10 protein-coding genes are annotated in these 17995 nt (G+C 42.4%); 8 read left to right on the top strand and 2 right to left on the bottom strand.

The features are described from left to right. Positions 1–435: 435 nt before the first annotated feature. Both GGR07_RS08620 and GGR07_RS08615 read right to left on the bottom strand, forming a co-directional pair. On the bottom strand, positions 436–2070 hold the full coding sequence (locus GGR07_RS08620) for a RagB/SusD family nutrient uptake outer membrane protein (RefSeq protein WP_039972853.1): 1635 nt from the start codon (positions 2068–2070) through the stop codon (positions 436–438). A gap of 14 nt (positions 2071–2084) precedes the next feature. Continuing rightward, positions 2085–4784 carry a SusC/RagA family TonB-linked outer membrane protein gene (locus tag GGR07_RS08615; protein ID WP_395955373.1) on the bottom strand — a complete coding sequence of 900 codons (2700 nt, stop codon included), beginning with the start codon at positions 4782–4784 and terminating at the stop codon, positions 2085–2087. Positions 4785–5267: 483 nt separating this feature from the next. Here GGR07_RS08615 and GGR07_RS08610 point away from each other — a divergent pair, with 483 nt between their 5' ends. From GGR07_RS08610 to GGR07_RS08575, 8 genes are all read left to right on the top strand, one after another. Beyond that, complete coding sequence (locus GGR07_RS08610) at positions 5268–5831, top strand: DUF3575 domain-containing protein (protein WP_034542972.1); 564 nt, start codon at positions 5268–5270, stop codon at positions 5829–5831. A gap of 10 nt (positions 5832–5841) precedes the next feature. Next, positions 5842–7293: an OmpA family protein gene (locus GGR07_RS08605; protein ID WP_172545192.1), complete on the top strand. Its 1452-nt coding sequence runs from the start codon at positions 5842–5844 to the stop codon at positions 7291–7293. 69 nt (positions 7294–7362) lie between these two features. Then, positions 7363–9063: an Mfa1 family fimbria major subunit gene (locus GGR07_RS08600; RefSeq protein ID WP_021646489.1), complete on the top strand. Its 1701-nt coding sequence runs from the start codon at positions 7363–7365 to the stop codon at positions 9061–9063. 88 nt (positions 9064–9151) lie between these two features. Next, a complete protein-coding gene (locus GGR07_RS08595) occupies positions 9152–10120 on the top strand; it encodes a FimB/Mfa2 family fimbrial subunit (RefSeq protein WP_021646490.1) in 969 nt (322 codons plus the stop codon). 2 nt (positions 10121–10122) lie between these two features. Next, positions 10123–11190, top strand: a complete 1068-nt coding sequence (locus GGR07_RS08590; protein ID WP_021646491.1) for a fimbrial protein — start codon at positions 10123–10125, stop codon at positions 11188–11190. An 8-nt stretch (positions 11191–11198) separates the two neighbouring features. Continuing rightward, positions 11199–13211 carry an Mfa1 family fimbria major subunit gene (locus tag GGR07_RS08585; RefSeq protein WP_021646492.1) on the top strand — a complete coding sequence of 671 codons (2013 nt, stop codon included), beginning with the start codon at positions 11199–11201 and terminating at the stop codon, positions 13209–13211. Between the two features lie 27 nt (positions 13212–13238). Beyond that, positions 13239–15656 carry a fimbrial tip adhesin FimD gene (gene fimD / locus GGR07_RS08580; RefSeq protein WP_021646493.1) on the top strand — a complete coding sequence of 806 codons (2418 nt, stop codon included), beginning with the start codon at positions 13239–13241 and terminating at the stop codon, positions 15654–15656. A 19-nt stretch (positions 15657–15675) separates the two neighbouring features. Then, entirely contained in the window at positions 15676–17724 is a 2049-nt protein-coding gene (locus GGR07_RS08575; RefSeq protein WP_021646494.1) for a hypothetical protein, read from the top strand. The last annotated feature ends 271 nt before the right edge of the window (positions 17725–17995 follow it).

Below are 17995 nucleotides of genomic sequence, written 5' to 3'. Positions count from 1 at the left end.
CAAGTCACTGTTTCCGTAAAATTGATAGACAGTCGAGCTTTTGAGAAGTGATGAAGTTCGTTGATTAAGTAGTAAGTTCCCCAAAAGAGATTGGCGGCTGTGCTTCCAAGAAACAATAGGGCTTCTTCTGTCAAGTCACTGTTTCCGTAAAATAAGATAGCGTCCGGAGTGTCGAATACTTTTCAAACTGTTTATTCGACACTCCGGACGCTATCTTACTAAAGAAAGAAGCTATCTTTCTAAAAAAGCATTGAAAAGATTCCCGCTTTGCGAAAGCCTTTGTGATTTTGCTTGTAGATTATAAGCAGAGGGCGCTTCTCTACGCTTTTATGCCCTGTATAATATGAATTTTAAAATTCCCACCCTCTATATAGCCCAAGATTTAGACTGAAACTTTCGGTCAATAAATATGAAATACTTTTTCAGTTTCCATTATTAATATCCCGGATTCTGTTTCCACCCCGTATTCATTACTCGTATTTTCTCGGGAATAGGAAATACGGTAGTGTATCCGTTTTCCTCATCCGGCAATTGCGGACGACTGCTGTAAGCTCTGGTAAACATTCCGAAACGAATGAGATCTTGACGCCGCCAACCCTCCCAAGCCAGTTCCAGCTGTCTTTCGATAAGCAGATTTTCCAATGTGGCTGTTCGCCGAGGAGCGTTTACCCGTTGCCGTACTTCGTTCAACTCGGCATCGCCATTCCCGCCGTTACGCACTTTCGCTTCGCTCTTCATCAACAGAACGTCGGCATAACGGAATAAAACAATATCGTTTTCTATCAACTTGCCATCCTTCGTTCCCGTTTCATCCACTTCATATTTCTTCATTCGCGCGCCCGCCGTTTGCATATACGGAGTATTCGACACATCCAAAGCCACTTTCCAAGGCAGGTATTTCAACACCGTCTTGCCATCATCGAGCAGTACCGGCTTGCCTTTCAGATCGTACACGATGTCGGCAAAATAACAGTAGTCGAAGCGCGGGTCTTGGTTCTTCGTCCCATAACCGAATGCCTCCAATGCTTCGATTGTGGCGCTCGGCCCATTCTCTCCTCCCAATCCATAAGCCTTGGCATGATTGTAATGGCGCGACCGGAACATATATTGCATCTGATTGGTATACATCGTCTTGTTCATCGGAATAGTGAAAATGTTTTCTACAGACGATTCGTTGAACACGGCAAAATTAGCCTTATAATCCGGCTCCAACCGATAACCCGCTTCTTTCAGGCGGTCGCAATACGCTATCACCGTCTGCCAGGCATTGAGCCGGTTGCCACCCACCTCAAAAAAGATATTTTTACCATCGGGACGATTGCCGTCCGTCCAGTCGTTATCGGTATAAATTTCGGCGTTTAAAGCGAGTTTGGCGAGCAGGAACATCGCCACCGGACGAGTAACGCGACCGTAATAAGGGCCCGACAAATTGCTATGGGCATCGCTCAATAAAGGAAGAGCTTGCTGCAACTGCTTCACAACAAAATCGAAAACTACCCTGCGTTCGCTCTGTGAGACCTCTGTTATCGACGGAGATGAAGAAAGTACTAACGGCACAGAGCCGAACAAATCCATAAGATAATAATAATACATTGCCCTGATTGCCCGAACCTCCGCTCTAAAAACAGACAAATCGGCATCGGGATGCAAGTCGCCGAACCGGTCGATCTTCTCCAGCGATTTGTTGCAAAGCATCACCACCTTATATAAATACTCCCATGTTGCCTGAACAGCATCATTATCGATTCCCCATTTATGCAAGAATAATCCTTGCCAAAATCCGCCGTCATACCAGTCTCCGCCGCGTGTGGGCACAATGGCCTCATCGGTTGTAAATGTATTCAGGTCATACACTCCTCTGCCCGTCCCTTGCAAGCCCTGGCTATCCTCGAATCCTCCTATATAAGTATATAATGAAGCCACAGCATTGAGATACAAATTCGAAAGCGTATTATAGGCTTCTTCTTCCGGAAGCTTGTCTCTCGGCTCTTCCCTCAGAAAATGGTCGCACGATCCTAAAACGATTCCTATTGCCAGAAGCCAGACAATCTTTTTATAAAACTGTTTCATTCTTTCTTCCTCCATTAAAAGTTAACACTCACTCCCAACGTATAAGTCCGTGCTATCGGATATCCCCGTTTGTCGTCCACTCCCAGCGTTTCATTCACCGTAGAGCTGTTGATCATAGGCGAAAGTCCGGAGTAACCGGTAATAGTCGCCAGATTATTGACAGTAAATGCCAATCGCAGCGAACGAATGTATTTCTTTACTCCTGAGAGTCGTTCCAACGGAACATTCCACCCGAGCGTCAGATAATCGAAATTCACGTAATCCCCTCTCTCCAGCCAATAATCGGTCGCAGTCTGATCCTTGATATTTTGCGCGGGCGCTTTCTTCATTACATTGTAATCGGGGAAAATATTCATGTTCATATAAGTCAGCGACGTACCGTTGTAAATTTTGTGCCCGAACGCTCCGTTGATTTGCACCGACAAATCAAACCGTTTATATCGGAAGCTGATATTCGATCCCAATATAGCTTTGGGTACAGCCTGCCCTGCCACATACCGGTCTTCACCGTCTTCCAGGCTGACTCCCCCACCGTTCAAGTCGGAAACTTCATACAAATAACCTCCGGCCCCATCATCAACCAACCCTTTGCTATGGGGCAAATAGAACACTCCCAAAGGTTGCCCCACCATTTGATAAACAATGTGGTTGTATCCTCCGTGGAATCCCGCCCCATTAAGGCTTGCCAAACTTTTATACGGAGGCCCGTAAAGCATCTCACCATTATAGATGCCGCTCAAAGAAAGCAGTTTGTTCTGCTGAAAAGAAAGATTGGCATTTATATTCAGCTCCATATCTTTCGTCTTTAGAGGAGTCACTCCCACCGCAATCTCCGTACCAGTGTTTCGCATGGATCCGATATTCGCCAACAGAGTATTATAAATAAAAGGCGGAACAGACACATTATAAAGATAAAGCATGTCTTTTGTTTTGGAGTGATAATAATTGACCGAAAACAACAGACGGTTGCCGAACAACGCCGCATCCACGCCGGCATTGAACGTATGCTTTACTTCCCATTTCAAGTCGGGGTTCGTATTCCGCAAATCTCCCAACGATACCACCGGCGAGTTCCCTATCGGAGCCACCCCGTTCGGTTTAACCAGATGTAAAGTCGTATACGAATCTATTCCGCCCTGATTTCCCGCCAAACCATATCCCAACCGAATCTTCAGATTATCGATTACCGGGAATCGTTCCATAAATTTCTCCTCACTTATTACCCAAGCTGCGGAAACAGAAGGAAAAAATCCCCACTTATGGTTATCCCCGAATTTAGAGGAAGCGTCGGTACGCGCATTTACAGTCAGCACATACCGGTCGGCAAACGTATAATTGAAACGTCCCATAAATGAAACCGATCGCGGTTCTTCATAGTATGAATTTGTTCCTTCCCACAGCCTGATCGCTCCCGCTTGCAGGTTGTCGTACCCGAACAAATCGGTACTGAAATTAGTCACGGTAGTATAAAATCCCGTATGCGTTTCTTTCTGAAGTTCCGCCAACGCCAACACATCAAGAAGATGTTTTTTCCAATTCTTCTTATATGTCAGCATCATATCCCCGAGCCACGATTCCATCTTTTTCACTCCTTTGTATGCTTGGCCGTGAGCCCAGACCGAAGTAGGCAAATATTGAGAATTCTCCACCATATTATATGTATAGGCTCCGAAACAAGTCAATTTCCACTCGTCCGACAAGTTAAACCTCAGCCGGGCATGTGTACTAATGTGCGAAGTTGCGTCCCGGTCCTTCACTTCCATCCAAGCCAACGGATTCGTAATCTGACTTGCCGTAGTAATCTGATCCCATGAATGAGTGACAGGATCTTTATGATCCGGAAAAGTTGGATTAAACGTGGCAGCCGAATAGAAAGTCTTTTGTATATCTACCAGATTACGGTTTTTCTGAATCGAGCCGAACATTCCCAGCTCACAAATTAAAAAACCGTCGAACACCTGCTGAGACATATTCATGTTCGATGTAAAATTTTTCATTTTCTCATTCAATATGACTCCCTGCCTATCCATGAAACCAAGAGACACCCGGCAATGAGATGAAGCCGATCCTCCGTTAAAAGCCACATGATGATTCTGTTGCAAACCTACTTGCTCTATTTCTTTCTGAAAGTCGGTATCATTCCCCTTATCGAGTATCGAAATATCCCGCTCTGAAGCTACCCGCCGAAACTCTTCCGCCGAAAGCATCTTCAGATTTTTATAAACGGCGGATATTCCGAATGTACTGTTATAACTTACCTGAGTCTTCCCGGCGTCCCCTTTCTTGGTCGTAATCTCGATAACCCCCGACGCTCCTCTCGAACCGTATTGCGCAGTCTCCGAAGCGTCTTTCAAGATTGTAATACTTTCGATATCGGTAGGATAAATAGACGCAAGCATATTTAAATCCCCAAACACTCCATCCACAATAATTAACGGATCATTCCCGCTGGTCAACGAAGTCGTACCTCGCAAACGCACCGCATCCAAAGCGGCCGGCCCATTATTTCCCCGCTGGATGGTCAATCCCGGAACACGTCCTCGAATTGCTTCCAACGGATTCGTGATTTGATCTTTGTGCATCTGCCTTTCTGTAATCTTCTCTACAGAACCTGAAATGGTCTTCAAGCTTCCGGTAGCATATCCCACCGTAACCAATGAATCTATGCGTGGAAGTTCTTTCTTCTGCGCATGGAGAGAACAAAGAGAAAGCATCCACAGAAAAAGCACAGAAAATACAAGTTTTTTTTGTTTTCTCATAAAGTGATTATTTAAGGTATTATATGTAAATACAACAATAAAACACCTGTTTCGGTTTCTCAGACGGCAAAAACTTCTCATATTCATTGAGCGAAGAAACTATACAAAAAATCTCTTAACCTTTTTTAAGTCTAAAACTTGCATATTTTAATCATATATTGTTTATATTTGCCAAACACCCCTATCATTATTTATCATAAACAAGGTCTTAAAATATTGGATAACAGAATAAATGAATAATCATTTATCCATTTAAAGGATGGTAAAGTCTAATTCGTTTGAAAAAATCAAGAAAAAACGATACGAAAACCTAGAAAACAATAAGAATTTAACGAGTTAGCAAAAGGATAATAATTTAACCTATTGAATCAGAAAGTTGATTATTCTGCTCATTGATTCAAAAAACAAACAAATCACATGGTGCAACAATTTCGACGAATGGGGGTGTTACTAGTATTGGCACTGATAGGAATAGCCAAAGGATCCTCTCAACAAATCGCTATCAAAAACAATTTATTCTACGATGGAGTTTTCTTGACTCCCAACGCTTCAGTAGAAATTTCTACCGGAAAGAAACACACTCTCGAAATCATGGGAGCTGTAAATCCTTTCACTTATAGTAATAATAAAAAGTTTAAGCATTGGTTGCTTCAACCCGAGTACCGTTACTGGTTTTGCTCCCGTTTCAACGGTTGGTTTGTAGGAGTGCACGCTCATGGCGGACAGTTCAATGCAGGCAACTATAAACTTCCTTTCGGAATATTGCATACCGTAAAAGATTATCGTTACGAAGGCTGGTTTGTCGGCGGCGGCGCATCCATTGGCTATCAATGGGTTCTTTCCAAACATTGGGGCCTCGAAGCAGAAGTAGGCGCCGGATATGCATATCTCGACTATCGCAAATATCCTTGCACCACTTGCGGAAAGAAACTGAAAGATTCTTCTAAAGGCTATTTTGGTCCTACCCGGGCTGCTATCTCTTTAGTATATGTCATTAAATAAGTGCAAAGCGATGAACAAATATTTTTCCACGATAATTTTATCAGCCCTGCTTGCCGGCGCAAGCTCCGTATATGCTCAAAAAACGGCTTACACAGGAGGAATCGGTTTCGATACTCCTCAAATCGAACGCAAAGACAATCAGATCCATGCTACGTTCAACATCATTCTCGACAGCCTGCGTCTGAAAAGACAAAGCATGCTGACACTTACTCCCATGCTGGTCTCGGCAGACGGCTATCAAGTTCACCGTTTTACACCGGTCATGGTAGGAAGCCGCGTACCCATGATTCTTTATAAAAGAGGAGAACTCTCCCCCATGCCCGCCGAGCCCCAACCCGAACAAATGATCCGTCGCAGCAACTCAACGTCGCAGCACATTCCCATAGAGTTTTCAATACCCTTCGAAGAATGGATGCGCAGCGCCAGCATACAAGTCGACGAATACGCCGGCGGCTGTGCCATGTGCGAGCAAGGTTATATGCGCTATAAATTAACCGATCGTTTATTGTCCGAACGTTATGTGCCCCAATATACGGTAGCTTACGTTACGCCTGAGCCGGAACCTGTAAAAGTTCGTTCCGACCGTTTTGTAGCCCGCTTCAATTTTGTGGTAGGCCGCTACGAACTGCTTCGCGACTTCCAAGGAAATGCCCGCGAATTCGCCCGTGTAGACAGCGTGACACGTAACATCATGAGCAATAAAGACCTGACGGTAACCAATGTAGCCATCGACGGATACGCCTCTCCCGAAGGAAGCCATACGTCCAACCTCACCCTTTCACGCAATCGTGCACAAGCATTTGTGGAATACTTGGCAAAAGCCTACGGTTTGCAATCGAACCTGTTTAAAGTCACCGGACACGGTGAAGATTGGGACGGCTTGGTAAAAGCTGTAGAAGCCTCGGGAATGGAAAAGAAAGAAGAAGTGCTCGATATCATCGACCGATACAGCATCGAAGGCGGACGCGAAGCCAAGCTCATGGCTCTTTCGGCAGGCAATCCTTACCGCTACATGCTGACCAACTTCTACCCTCCGCTGCGTCGTACCGAATATGCCTTTACATACAATGTGCGTCCGTTCAGTGTGGAAGAAGCGCGCGAAGTTATCAAAACCAAACCCGCACTGCTGAGTTTAAACGAAATGTATTTGGTAGCCAACAGCTATCCCGAAGGCAGCCGCGATCGTGAAGAAGTGCTTGAGACAGCCGCCAATGTCTATCCCGACAATCCTGTCAGCCGTTTGAATCTCATGGCAAGCCGTTTAAACGCCAATCGGACGAATGCCGTAGAAGAAGCCTTGATAGCATTGGGCAATATGCCGGAAGCACAAAACAATTTAGGCATTCTCTATGCCCGCCGAGGTGAAAATGAGAAAGCCAAAGCATGTTTCCGTAAAGCAGGCGACTTGCAAGCGGCCCGGCACAATCTTCAGGAACTCGAAAAGGCGGAAAAAGACCAATAACCAATCGAAACATAAACTAGAGAACTATAAAATATTAAACAGAAATCTTATTTATTAAAAGTTTTATTTATGAAAACAAACAAGTTTTTAGTAATGGCAGCGATGGCTCTGGGATTAGGAGTGTTTGCTGCATGTAGTAATGATGACGACTTAGGAGGTAAACCTTCATCAAACGAAGGAACAACCTATATGTCGATAACATTGTCTATGCCACAATCTACTGGCACTCGAGCAGACGGGCAAAACCAAGCTAATCCCGAATATAATTATTTGGGACAATGGGCAGGATTGGATGAAATTAAAGAAATTGAAATTTATGTATTTAACTCAGATGGAGATCTTGAGCCTAAAGAAGGAGAAAGAATACATAAATTTAAAACTGGGGAATTCCAAATGGTAGCTCCTAACACGGACAATACAGTATCGATCAAACCTTTAAAAGGTATCAAAGTTCTCCCGGGAGAGAAAACTGTCTACGTTGTTGTTAACCCTACCACAGAGTCTACAGCACTACTTAATGGAAAAACCAAGTTAACAGAATTTAAAGTAGCGTATGAAGGTGCGTTAAAAACATTAACTGCAGAAGGTAATGCCTCTACAACTGCCAATACTGTAGCTGACAAAATAGCAAAAATAGATTCGGATTCTAAGAAAGACGTTATTTTAATGACAGTGACCAAAGCAGGTACCGTTAAGGTTGAAGAAGGCATAAGCGAAGCTACTACACTGAATGATCCGACTAAAAACCGTGCAAAAGTCGAAGTAAAACGTGCAGTTGCCCGTGTTATGATAACGACTAAAAAAGAGACTTATGAAGTAAAGGGAGATGATGCATTAACCCCTAGCATTATTGAGCCAGATGCTCTTTTAGGAACTATTTCAGATATTAAATATGTAGTTGCACAAGGAGAGAAAGCTTTATACTTTCAACAAAAAGTAAACGAAGGCAATGAAAACTTGTCTATCGAAACTGTATCTTCTTCTTTTGTACCAAGTGGTAAAGAATTTTACACAGCCAGAGATCATTATGATTATACAGGGCTTTGGAGAGGGTATTCAACTTCCGGCATCTCAGGCATTACAGTTCCGACAAAAATTCTATATGATGAAAACAAAGATACTGCTTTAGGCAATATATCTGACGACCTGAAGAAATCTTTGTGGGGAGAATTCATTTTGCCTAATACCCATACTTGGGGGGCAACACAAGATGCCACAGGTTATCGCAAAGGTAATACCGCCTACGTCCTAGTACGCGCTAAATTCAAACCAGCAAAAGTTGTTATGGCAGATGGAGAAGTTAATACAAGTTATCCCGAAAATCAAGATTTCTATTTAGGCAGAAACGGCGTCTTTTATGAGAATAATGAGGTAGCACATGATGTCAACAAAAAAGGAGTTAAAGATCAAAGGACAACTCGTTACGTAAAAGGCAAAGTTCTCTATTATGCATGGGTAAACCCTGATAAGAATACCATAGGATGGTTGAACTCACCGGTAGTTCGTAACAATATCTACCATATTGAAATCACAGGTTTCAAACGAATTGGAGGAAACTGGAATCCATTGGTTCCCCCAACAGATCCGAATAATCCAGAAGATCCGAATGATCCGAATAATCCGGACCCGAAACCTGAGAATCCGTATGAGCCCCAAAATCCTCCTGTAGATCCGAACGATCCTTTGACTCCGAAAGAAACATGGATGTCTGTTGAAACAGTTGTTTTACCATGGCAAGTACACTCCTACTCCGTTGAATTGGGTGACTAATAGAATTTAAATTAATAAAATAAAAACAGCTGGGAGGGCGATGCCCTTTCGCCCTCCCTTTTTCTTAAACCTTTAAGCAAAAGTAAAGATGAATTTACGTAACAAGATATTATTGGCAATATTCGCATTGGGAACAATTGTAGGATGTGATTCCCTTATCTATGACGATTTAAAAGATTGTCCCCAAGGTGTATATGTGAGCTTTTACTCCAAGACTCCTTGTGCGGAAGATTCAACTTTTATCGGAGATGTGTCTGACCTCTATTTATTTGCTTTCGATGAGAATAATATATTGGCAGGCAGCACATTTTTAAAAAACGCGTCGCTTACTCGCGACTACCATATTTTGATGCCCCTGAAACAAGGTTACTATACTTTTGTTGCATGGACAGGGATAAACGACCTATTCGATATACCTTCTTTCAAAACAGGCGCAACTAAAAAAACAGACCTTATGCTTACTCTTCGTGCGCAAAACAATCAAGTCAAAGCTCTTGGATCACACAAAGTTTGGCAAGGCGCAAGTCCCTCTGTAATGTTGCCCAGCACAGAAAAAGAAGGTTCAATATATAAATATACAGCGGTGAATCTACAAGAAGTAACAAACCGCATCAATGTGGAGATAGCAATCCATGAATCCATCCGCGAAAAAGTGAATCCTCAAGACTTCGCAGTCGAAATAACCTCGGCTAATGGTAAAATGAACATTGACAGAAGAATTGTCGGAGGAAGCGATGTACTCAACTATCCTGCTTCAATCGACTACACAAGTAGCAGCCTGAAAGCAAGTTTCACGCTGATGGATTTAAAAATGGGATATAACAGTATGATTACATTACGTAACACTAAAACCAATGAAATCATTTGGCAAAGTGATCTTATCGGAAGTATTTTATTGAAATTGCCTAATGTAAACTTAGATTGTAGAAACGATTTTAATGTAAAATTCGAAATTAAAGACAAATGTCTCGATTGCTATACTTTTATCTGCTGGGCAATTTATGTAAACAATTGGCAAATACACAGTTACGAGACTGAATTAGGTGACGGCTATTAACTATGAAAATGAGAATTAAAAATATTATAAAAGATGCAGCGTTCCTTCTTCTTTTCGCTTCGTGCGATTCGAGCAATTCGAACATGGGAGTTATAGAAGAAAGACCGAATGAAGGACCTATCGTATACCTTGCTGTCACCCGGGCACAACAAGAAGGCGTAGATTCGTTCAACGCAGATGCCACAGATTTTGAGGATCGCGTGCATGACTTGGCAATGCTTGTATTCGATTCTTCTACCGGAGAAAAAGTGTGCGAGTATTATGATGAAAATATACCTTTCGACCACAAAGAAAAAACCTTCACTGTGAAAATGATGCCGGGACAACGGGACTTCTATTTTGTAGCCAATATGCCGATGGCGCCTCTAAAGGCAATTACAAACAGAAGCGCCATGCAAACATATATGCAACAAATGAATGTTTTGGATGAGGCATTATATAGCAAAGCTGCTACCGATAAAGGGTTTCCCATGTCACGGGTATATAAAAATCAGACCGTAGACAGAGGAGGAACTATAACAAATCCACGTCCATTCTTACCGGATGGCACTGACAGAAAGGTAAAGTTGATCCGAGTGGTAGCTAAAATAGAAATTAATTTGTCAGGAGTCACCGACAATCTCAAATCTATCAGTTATTGCCATGCGCGCACTCGGTTTCTTTTAGCAAGCACAACAAAGACACCGGAAAGCGCACATAAGCCCCAAACATTGCTTACGGAAATTTCTTCAAGAAAATACATATATTATATACCCGAAGTAATTATTTCAGACCCTACATTAGTTTGGAATCAGGAAACGCCAAATACTCCTGTAAACTACTTCATCGTAGAAACCAAAAGCGGAAAAAAATTCAATGTACCGATCTTGTCCAACGGCGATGAAGCACAAACAAGCTATCTGAAGTTTGCACGTGGAGAAGAAGAAACGACAAACCCTAAAAAACCTGAATATAGCGTTGTTCGAAACCAACACTATAAAATGGCAGTAACAATGCCAAAAGAAGATTTCATTGCCGTAAAAGCGGAAGTTCTTCCTTGGATTATACGTGAGCAAGGTGTTGATTTATAAAAAGAAAAATGAAAAGAAAAGTTATATATCATATCGCATGTTTGTTTGGTTTGCTGACTATCTTATCATGTACCGACGATGCTTTTGAGAAAAACAAAGTAGATATTGTTACCGGACAAAAAGCATGGACAGCCGTACGTGTAGCAATTCCTACCATGATTGGAACTCAGACGAGAGCTTTATCGGACGAAGACCAGCATGGACAAGCGTTCGAAGGAGATGAACGCGACAACGCAATCAAATCCGTTAGAATTGTTTTTTACAACCAAGCCGGAACGGTAGCCCTTGCAAAAGACTATGGTTCGTTCACGGGGCCTTCTTTTACCACAGAAGCAATCGAACTGGAAAAAGGAGAATATGATGTTCTGGCATTGATAAATCCGATTGAAGCCGTGAAGCAGGCAACTCAAACAGGAAAAAGCAAAGCCGATTTCGAGGTGGCAGGAGATTATTCATACGATTCTTTGTATAAATTAAATGCTCCCAACCCCAATGCACCGGAACAAGATAAAGGTGTGTTTATGAGCAATGCCAAAGGATATGTAAAAACCAACAGCGCACATTGGAAAACAACCCAAGCCGATGCGGTGGCAAATCCCGTTCCTGTTGTTGTAGAGCGTGCTTTTGCCAAACTTTATGTGAGAAAAGAAATTCAAGAGATAAAAGGTGCGACACAAGCATACGTCGATCGCTTCGGCGCTAATGTGATCAACCAAAAAATGTATTGGATGCGTAAACCTGCTCAAGCTATTCAAACAAACGGAACAGCGACTACCGAAGCTGTTCTCGAACAGGAAAACATGTCCGACTATTCATTGACATATCGTTACAAGAGCTATGCGACCGATCCGAATATGGAGTTGGACTCTCACGATATTCATATACTGAAAAATACATTCTTCTACAAAAAACAGAATCCGACAACTCCTTTTTATATGGCAGGAGCCGGATGGAATGACGAAGGCATGTATGTCACGGAGAATACAATGAACGCGGAAGCCCAAAACAGACTGGTTACCACAGAAGCGATTTTAGAGATATTCTATCAACCGGAAGAGCTAACCTTTATCGGTGTCGATATTTACTCATGGCTCGAATATAAAGAGAAACGCTGGACATTGAAAGAGTTTATTGATGTAGCCAAGCAATCACAGAGCGGAACAAGCGATGCCGATTTAGGAGTACCCGCAGGTTTCGGCGCTTCGGTCAAAGATTTCGATCTTTCCTCCGAAGAAAGTATTGTAAAGGTGTTTTCTGCATATACTGGTGCACAAGAACAAGAATACGAAAACAACGGGAAGCCCTGCAATACGAAAAGTTGGTGGGGAGGGACCGATAATCTTTTAAAATTCTACTACAACGCGCTCGGCTATTTCATGGTTCCCCTCCGTCATTTCGATGATACGCAGCAACCTAAGAAGCATGCGTACGGACGTTATGGAGTAGTACGCAACAATGTATATAAACTTAGAGTAAATTCAATCAAAGGTCCCGGATTGCCGGAGATTCCCGATCCGATCGATGTACCTGATGACAACAGTGAACATCAGATTTCCGTCAGTATGGAAGTAGTGCCTTGGACATTGGTTGAATCGGAAATCAACTTCTCCGAGCCGAAAGTCTCCATAATCGGTATCAGCTATGAGGACGGACAAGGAGAAGTAAGCAGCGATAAAAAGATAGTTACCCTTCACGGACAAGCCAAAGCGGTGATAAAGTTTAAAGTGACCGAACCCATCGGCGGAACATGGAGCGTATCAATCACCAACGGACTCGATTTCGAATTGAAAGCTCAACCCGAAGATAAACTGCAAAACGGAGAAATGGGAGCGACAATCGGAATTGCATCTGCCTCTACTACCTATGTGGCATATATTCGTCCGCTAAAGCCGTTCAATGGAACTCCGCGTTTTACACAGGTTTATCTGACTCTCAACGGAAAAGAAGTTCAGGTTTCACCTGCTTATTTAGGACAAGAACCCGGACCTACACGGCGAACTGTATTCAAGCAAGTAGAATAGTTTTAAAAAAAGAAGAGTTACACAACAATGAAAAATAATCTGAATCATACACGTTTTTTTATATTCGCTCTATTGCTGGGCCTACTTGTTTCTTGCATGCACGAAAATGAAATACTTCAGCAAAAACCGCTCCCCGAAGGAGCCAAAGCCATTGTGCTCGCTTTAGCAATAGAAGAAAACAACATAGCAAAATCTTCCGGTTCACGTGCCGGAAAAACTGAAGAAGGAGATAAATTCAACGCGCTTAATGAAAACAAACTGGAAACGTTGGATGTGTTTTTCTTCAATGCCGACGGAACTCTTCATTCTGTACCTCAAAACATACGGAGAGACGACTTGAAACTAACAGTTATCATTCCCTATGCCGAAGTGAGTAACTACGAAAACAAGAGTTTCGACATCGTTGTAATAGCGAACCGCAACAGATCCATTCCATTAGAAGAAGTTAATTCGTTAAGTGATTTGAAAACCAGAATAGAAAAGACTCCGGGACTTATTAATCCCGATTCGGAAAAACCTCAAGATAAATTCCTGATGGATGGAATGGTATCTTCTCAAACCGTAAAATGGCTAAACGACGAGGTGATGTACAATGTGCCTCAAACATTGAAGCTACATCGTGCCGCAGCTAAAATACGGTTACGGATACGGGAGGTGAAAGTAACAAGTACGGAGAACGGACAAACCGTAAACTATGAAATGGTAGGCAAACCGGAAATAAAAATGGTAAACTACACTCCCATTACCTCTTTGATAAAAGGTATGGCATATGCTATACAGCCCAATGATTGGGAAATAACAGAGTACCGTACGATGGACTGGAAGCGTTATCCCGGATACGTTAATCCGACAAAACCCGGAAGTGATAAAGATATGTTCCTGTCATCTTCCTATCCATTCTACGCATACGAAAACGACTGGAGCGGAGAAGACAAAGGAGATAATGAGACTTACCTGACCCTGATGATAAAATTTAAAGTAGGAAGCGGACAGCCTAAACCGTATTATTACCGCATTCCTGTCAATTACCGCTTCCCTACCGGCGAAATGACCAATGAACAAAAAAACGGATTACGGAAAATAGAGCGCAATCATTTATACGATATCGTTTCATCTATCAACACGCTGGGTAGCGAAGACGAAGGAGACCCCATCCATTTGGAGGCATATATCAGTATTGAACCGTGGAATACCTCAAACTCCGTGGACGGAGATATAAAAAATGCGCACTTTCTCGTAGTAAAGGAGCACCATCCGCTAATGCCGAATATAGCGGAAAGAAGCGTAGCCTATTACTCCGACCTGCCCATTACCATTAAAATAAACAAAACGGAATATGAATATTACGACCAGTATGCGCGACTGATAAAATATGTAGACGATGGTCAATATATAACAGCATACATCGATGGTGAGCCATCAGCATATTATCATACAGCTTTTGATGAAATCCAAATAACAAACGACGAAACCAATCCGTTGAACAAACTGTTGCAGATAAATCACAGAGTGCCTGTTAATTTTGTTCCGTTCGAAATTTACTTTACTGTAACCCATGTAATGCCTGACGGAGAAACAGCCGTTCCTCTTTCGCAAGAAGTACATGTGACGCAATACCCGCCTAAATATGTAACGGGGACAAAATCTCCCGGATACAAGCCCAACACGGGAGATACAGGTCCGTATGCGGACTTTCGTTTCCATGATATATTGGGAGCTATAGCAAACGACCCTACAACTGGACAGTCGGGAGCCCAAAGGAATGATGTATTTTATAAAATAACGACCGTAGTGAACCAAGGGAATGAAGTAATTGGCGACCCTACAGATAGCAATGGACGGACCAAAAGGGATGCCATATCCAATAATATTGTTTCTCCCGAATTTATTATTGCGACACAGCATGGCATGTCCCGCTCCATTCCTCAATATTCGGGTGGAAATAAAAAAGACGAAACAACAAAATTTGGCAGAGGGTATGGACCGTATTCAAGCCGCTTCGATGATCATTCTCCTTATTACGACAAAGATGAATACGATTATGATAACGATGATAAATGGCAAGATTCTTATAGAGCTTATACCCATGCCGCCAACAGATGTGAAAATTATTTTGAAGGAGAATACGGAATGGACGGGACGTATGAAGAACGCTATAAAAATGAAAGAGGAAGATGGAGTTCTCGCAATATTGATAAAACATTCAAATACAAAGGGCGTTGGCGCATACCTACAAAGGCAGAACTTAAATATATTGAAGGTATTCAGGCAAATGAGCATAGTGCGGTCAAAAGCTTATTGTGGGGATCTTACTATTGGACTGCCCAAACAGGAGTAACTTACAAATTCTCGAATGCATATCACGGCACACCGGCAGAAGAAGCTCACAATCAATCAAGGGCTTATATCCGTTGCGTGTTCGATACCTACAAAGTTTCTGAATAAATAAGAAAGGAAAGAAAAGATGAGACATCACTATACAATATTCTGTTTATTGTTCGCTTTGCTTGCGACAGGAGCATGTTCCGACGATTCTTTTTACAGGAATAACGAGGAATTGTTGTCCGAAGGGAAATCTTTTGAAGTATCGTTCGACAGCTATGCCGACGGGATGAGTACGATTCTCACCCGAGCCGATGAAGACGAAATCAACTCCATCGACAACCTCCGGCTATTGGTATTCGACGAACACAGGCGATTCTTATATAGCCGTAAAGCCATATTGGAAAAAGTGTACAACGATGACAAGCCTGCATCGGACCACTTACCCGGCAATTCGAAAGACGGGATAACCCGAATGTATCGGTTTACAGTGCAGCTTGTTTCGAGCACCAAGCCGCGTTACATTCATTTTATAGCCAAACACGACTGGACGGGATTCCAACAAGACTATTTTTTGGAAGGCAAAGATGCCGGGCAGATTATTCCCGATTTAACCACGCAAAAGAATGAACTTTGGCGGGAGATAAAATTCAACCGATTGCAAAAAACCGACTTTAACAGCAAAGTATTCAAGCTGCTGCGTAATAACGCCCGCATATCGCTTACAATAAAAAACGGCATTCCTGACTTTACGTACGAAGGATTTAAAGTGTACAATGCTTATAATAAAGCCACCGTAGCTCCATACATTTTCAAGGAAGAAGGATACACTTATGTTTTCCCTGAGACACCCGACCAACCTACCGTGCCTCCGGGAGCAGGAATTATCGATGTTGCGCATGGGCCGTTCGGAACCGATCCGATAGATGTTTTCGAACGTTTCGACAGGGAGAACGATGAACAGCCGCTTTTTCTTATTCTTAAAGGAAAGTATAAAGGAAAGGATGCCTTTTATAAAATCGAAATGAAGAAGTTTAATGAGACTACCGGGGTATCGTCTCGTTATAATATTGTACGCAACTATCATTACCACGTGAAAGTGAATGCCGTAAACAATAAAGGTTATGCTACGGAAGAGGAAGCCGTGACAAAGCCTGCGGGAAACAATATTTTCGCTTCTACCGAACTGGAAGACTATCCTTCCGTATCGGACGGAACGCATACCTTGACGGTAAACCCATTGGGACAGATCTTTGTGAAGAACGGTGAGTTTAAATCCGATATTCTTTTTACGGGAGGGATTAATCAAGTAAAGATATATCCTGATTGGGACGGAGACAACAATGAATATCTTGGAAAGCCGGTTATTACCAACACGGGAACTAACACAGGAGTATTAAAAATTCCGGTTAAAAAAACACCGACCGACCGTGAATTAAAATTTAAAGTAAACGTAATAGCCCGGTCTACGGCAGGAAGCAATGCCGGAATCATTACCCGCGAGATCACTTTGATATTGCGATACCCGTACGACTTCTTTGCAAAATTGGAAAGCGACGGTTCTTATAGCGAGAATAAAGTACGAATTTCGTTCAAAGTTCCTCCGACAATAGCAAAAACTGCTTTCCCGTTCAACGTGTATGTGAAAACAAAGCAGCTCACTCCCGATTTGACTCAAAATGACGGAATGATTCTTGAGATTAGAGGCGGAGAATATTATTACAAGTACACGGTAAAGAGCGACGCTGAAATAGGCAAGACGATCGTTCTGCACTTCAAACGGAACGAAAACGGCAAAACGGAAACAATAGAGCTGACGTCTCCTTACTATAAAGATGAAACTGTTATTCTCACTTCTGAAAGAGTGCAAGAAGAACAAAAAATAACAGGAATAAGAGCTTATTATCATGGCGGATACTATGACGACAGACAACAATGGAAATGGGGAGATCGTTATATACCGACTGATGCCCAAATATCAGTAAAGGGAACTACAGATAGTAGATATGATAACCTTTTATACATCCAAATGACTTCCAACGGAGAATGTATGTTAGTCTACCCGCCGAATATGCCGGACAATACATCATTAAAATTCACATCCTCGATTCTGGGATATACATATACCCAAACCCAGAGTTTAAAAGATTTGAAATCACGTAAAGACATAAAATTGCAATTGCAGCAATAATTATATTGCTGCAATTGCCGGAACCGATACAATCCTTCCCCCCGCCACAACCATTAATGGCGGGGGTGAAGCATATATATGCAGACTGTCAGTTTCCCACTGGGGAAACTTTTGTTTCCCGCTATTGAAACTTTTGTTTCCCCAGTGGGAAACTTTTGTTTCATCGAAGGGAAACTTTTGTAAGCCTCCGGTAAACCACGTATTTTCTGCAATCTCTTCGACCAGTATCTTTGTGCCCAAAAATAAAACTTATGATGACACGAGAAGAAGT

It is taken from the genome of Bacteroides pyogenes, from assembly GCF_014196225.1.
In the GTDB taxonomy this organism is placed as follows: Bacteria; Bacteroidota; Bacteroidia; order Bacteroidales; family Bacteroidaceae; genus Bacteroides; species Bacteroides pyogenes_A.
The sequence above is the reverse complement of the archived record's forward strand: the minus strand, read 5'-3'. Positions and strand labels throughout refer to the sequence as shown.

Bases quoted from the DNA above. Each gene is read 5' to 3' on its own strand.
- GGR07_RS08610 (WP_034542972.1), top strand. From the start codon at position 5,268: ATGGGGGTGTTACTAGTATTGGCACTGATAGGAATAGCCAAAGGATCC.
- GGR07_RS08620 (WP_039972853.1), bottom strand. From the start codon at position 2,070: ATGAAACAGTTTTATAAAAAGATTGTCTGGCTTCTGGCAATAGGAATC.
- GGR07_RS08585 (WP_021646492.1), top strand. From the start codon at position 11,199: ATGAAAAGAAAAGTTATATATCATATCGCATGTTTGTTTGGTTTGCTG.
- GGR07_RS08595 (WP_021646490.1), top strand. From the start codon at position 9,152: ATGAATTTACGTAACAAGATATTATTGGCAATATTCGCATTGGGAACA.
- GGR07_RS08605 (WP_172545192.1), top strand. From the start codon at position 5,842: ATGAACAAATATTTTTCCACGATAATTTTATCAGCCCTGCTTGCCGGC.
- GGR07_RS08590 (WP_021646491.1), top strand. From the start codon at position 10,123: ATGAAAATGAGAATTAAAAATATTATAAAAGATGCAGCGTTCCTTCTT.
- GGR07_RS08600 (WP_021646489.1), top strand. From the start codon at position 7,363: ATGAAAACAAACAAGTTTTTAGTAATGGCAGCGATGGCTCTGGGATTA.
- GGR07_RS08575 (WP_021646494.1), top strand. From the start codon at position 15,676: ATGAGACATCACTATACAATATTCTGTTTATTGTTCGCTTTGCTTGCG.
- fimD (WP_021646493.1), top strand. From the start codon at position 13,239: ATGAAAAATAATCTGAATCATACACGTTTTTTTATATTCGCTCTATTG.
- GGR07_RS08615 (WP_395955373.1), bottom strand. From the start codon at position 4,784: ATGCTTTCTCTTTGTTCTCTCCATGCGCAGAAGAAAGAACTTCCACGC.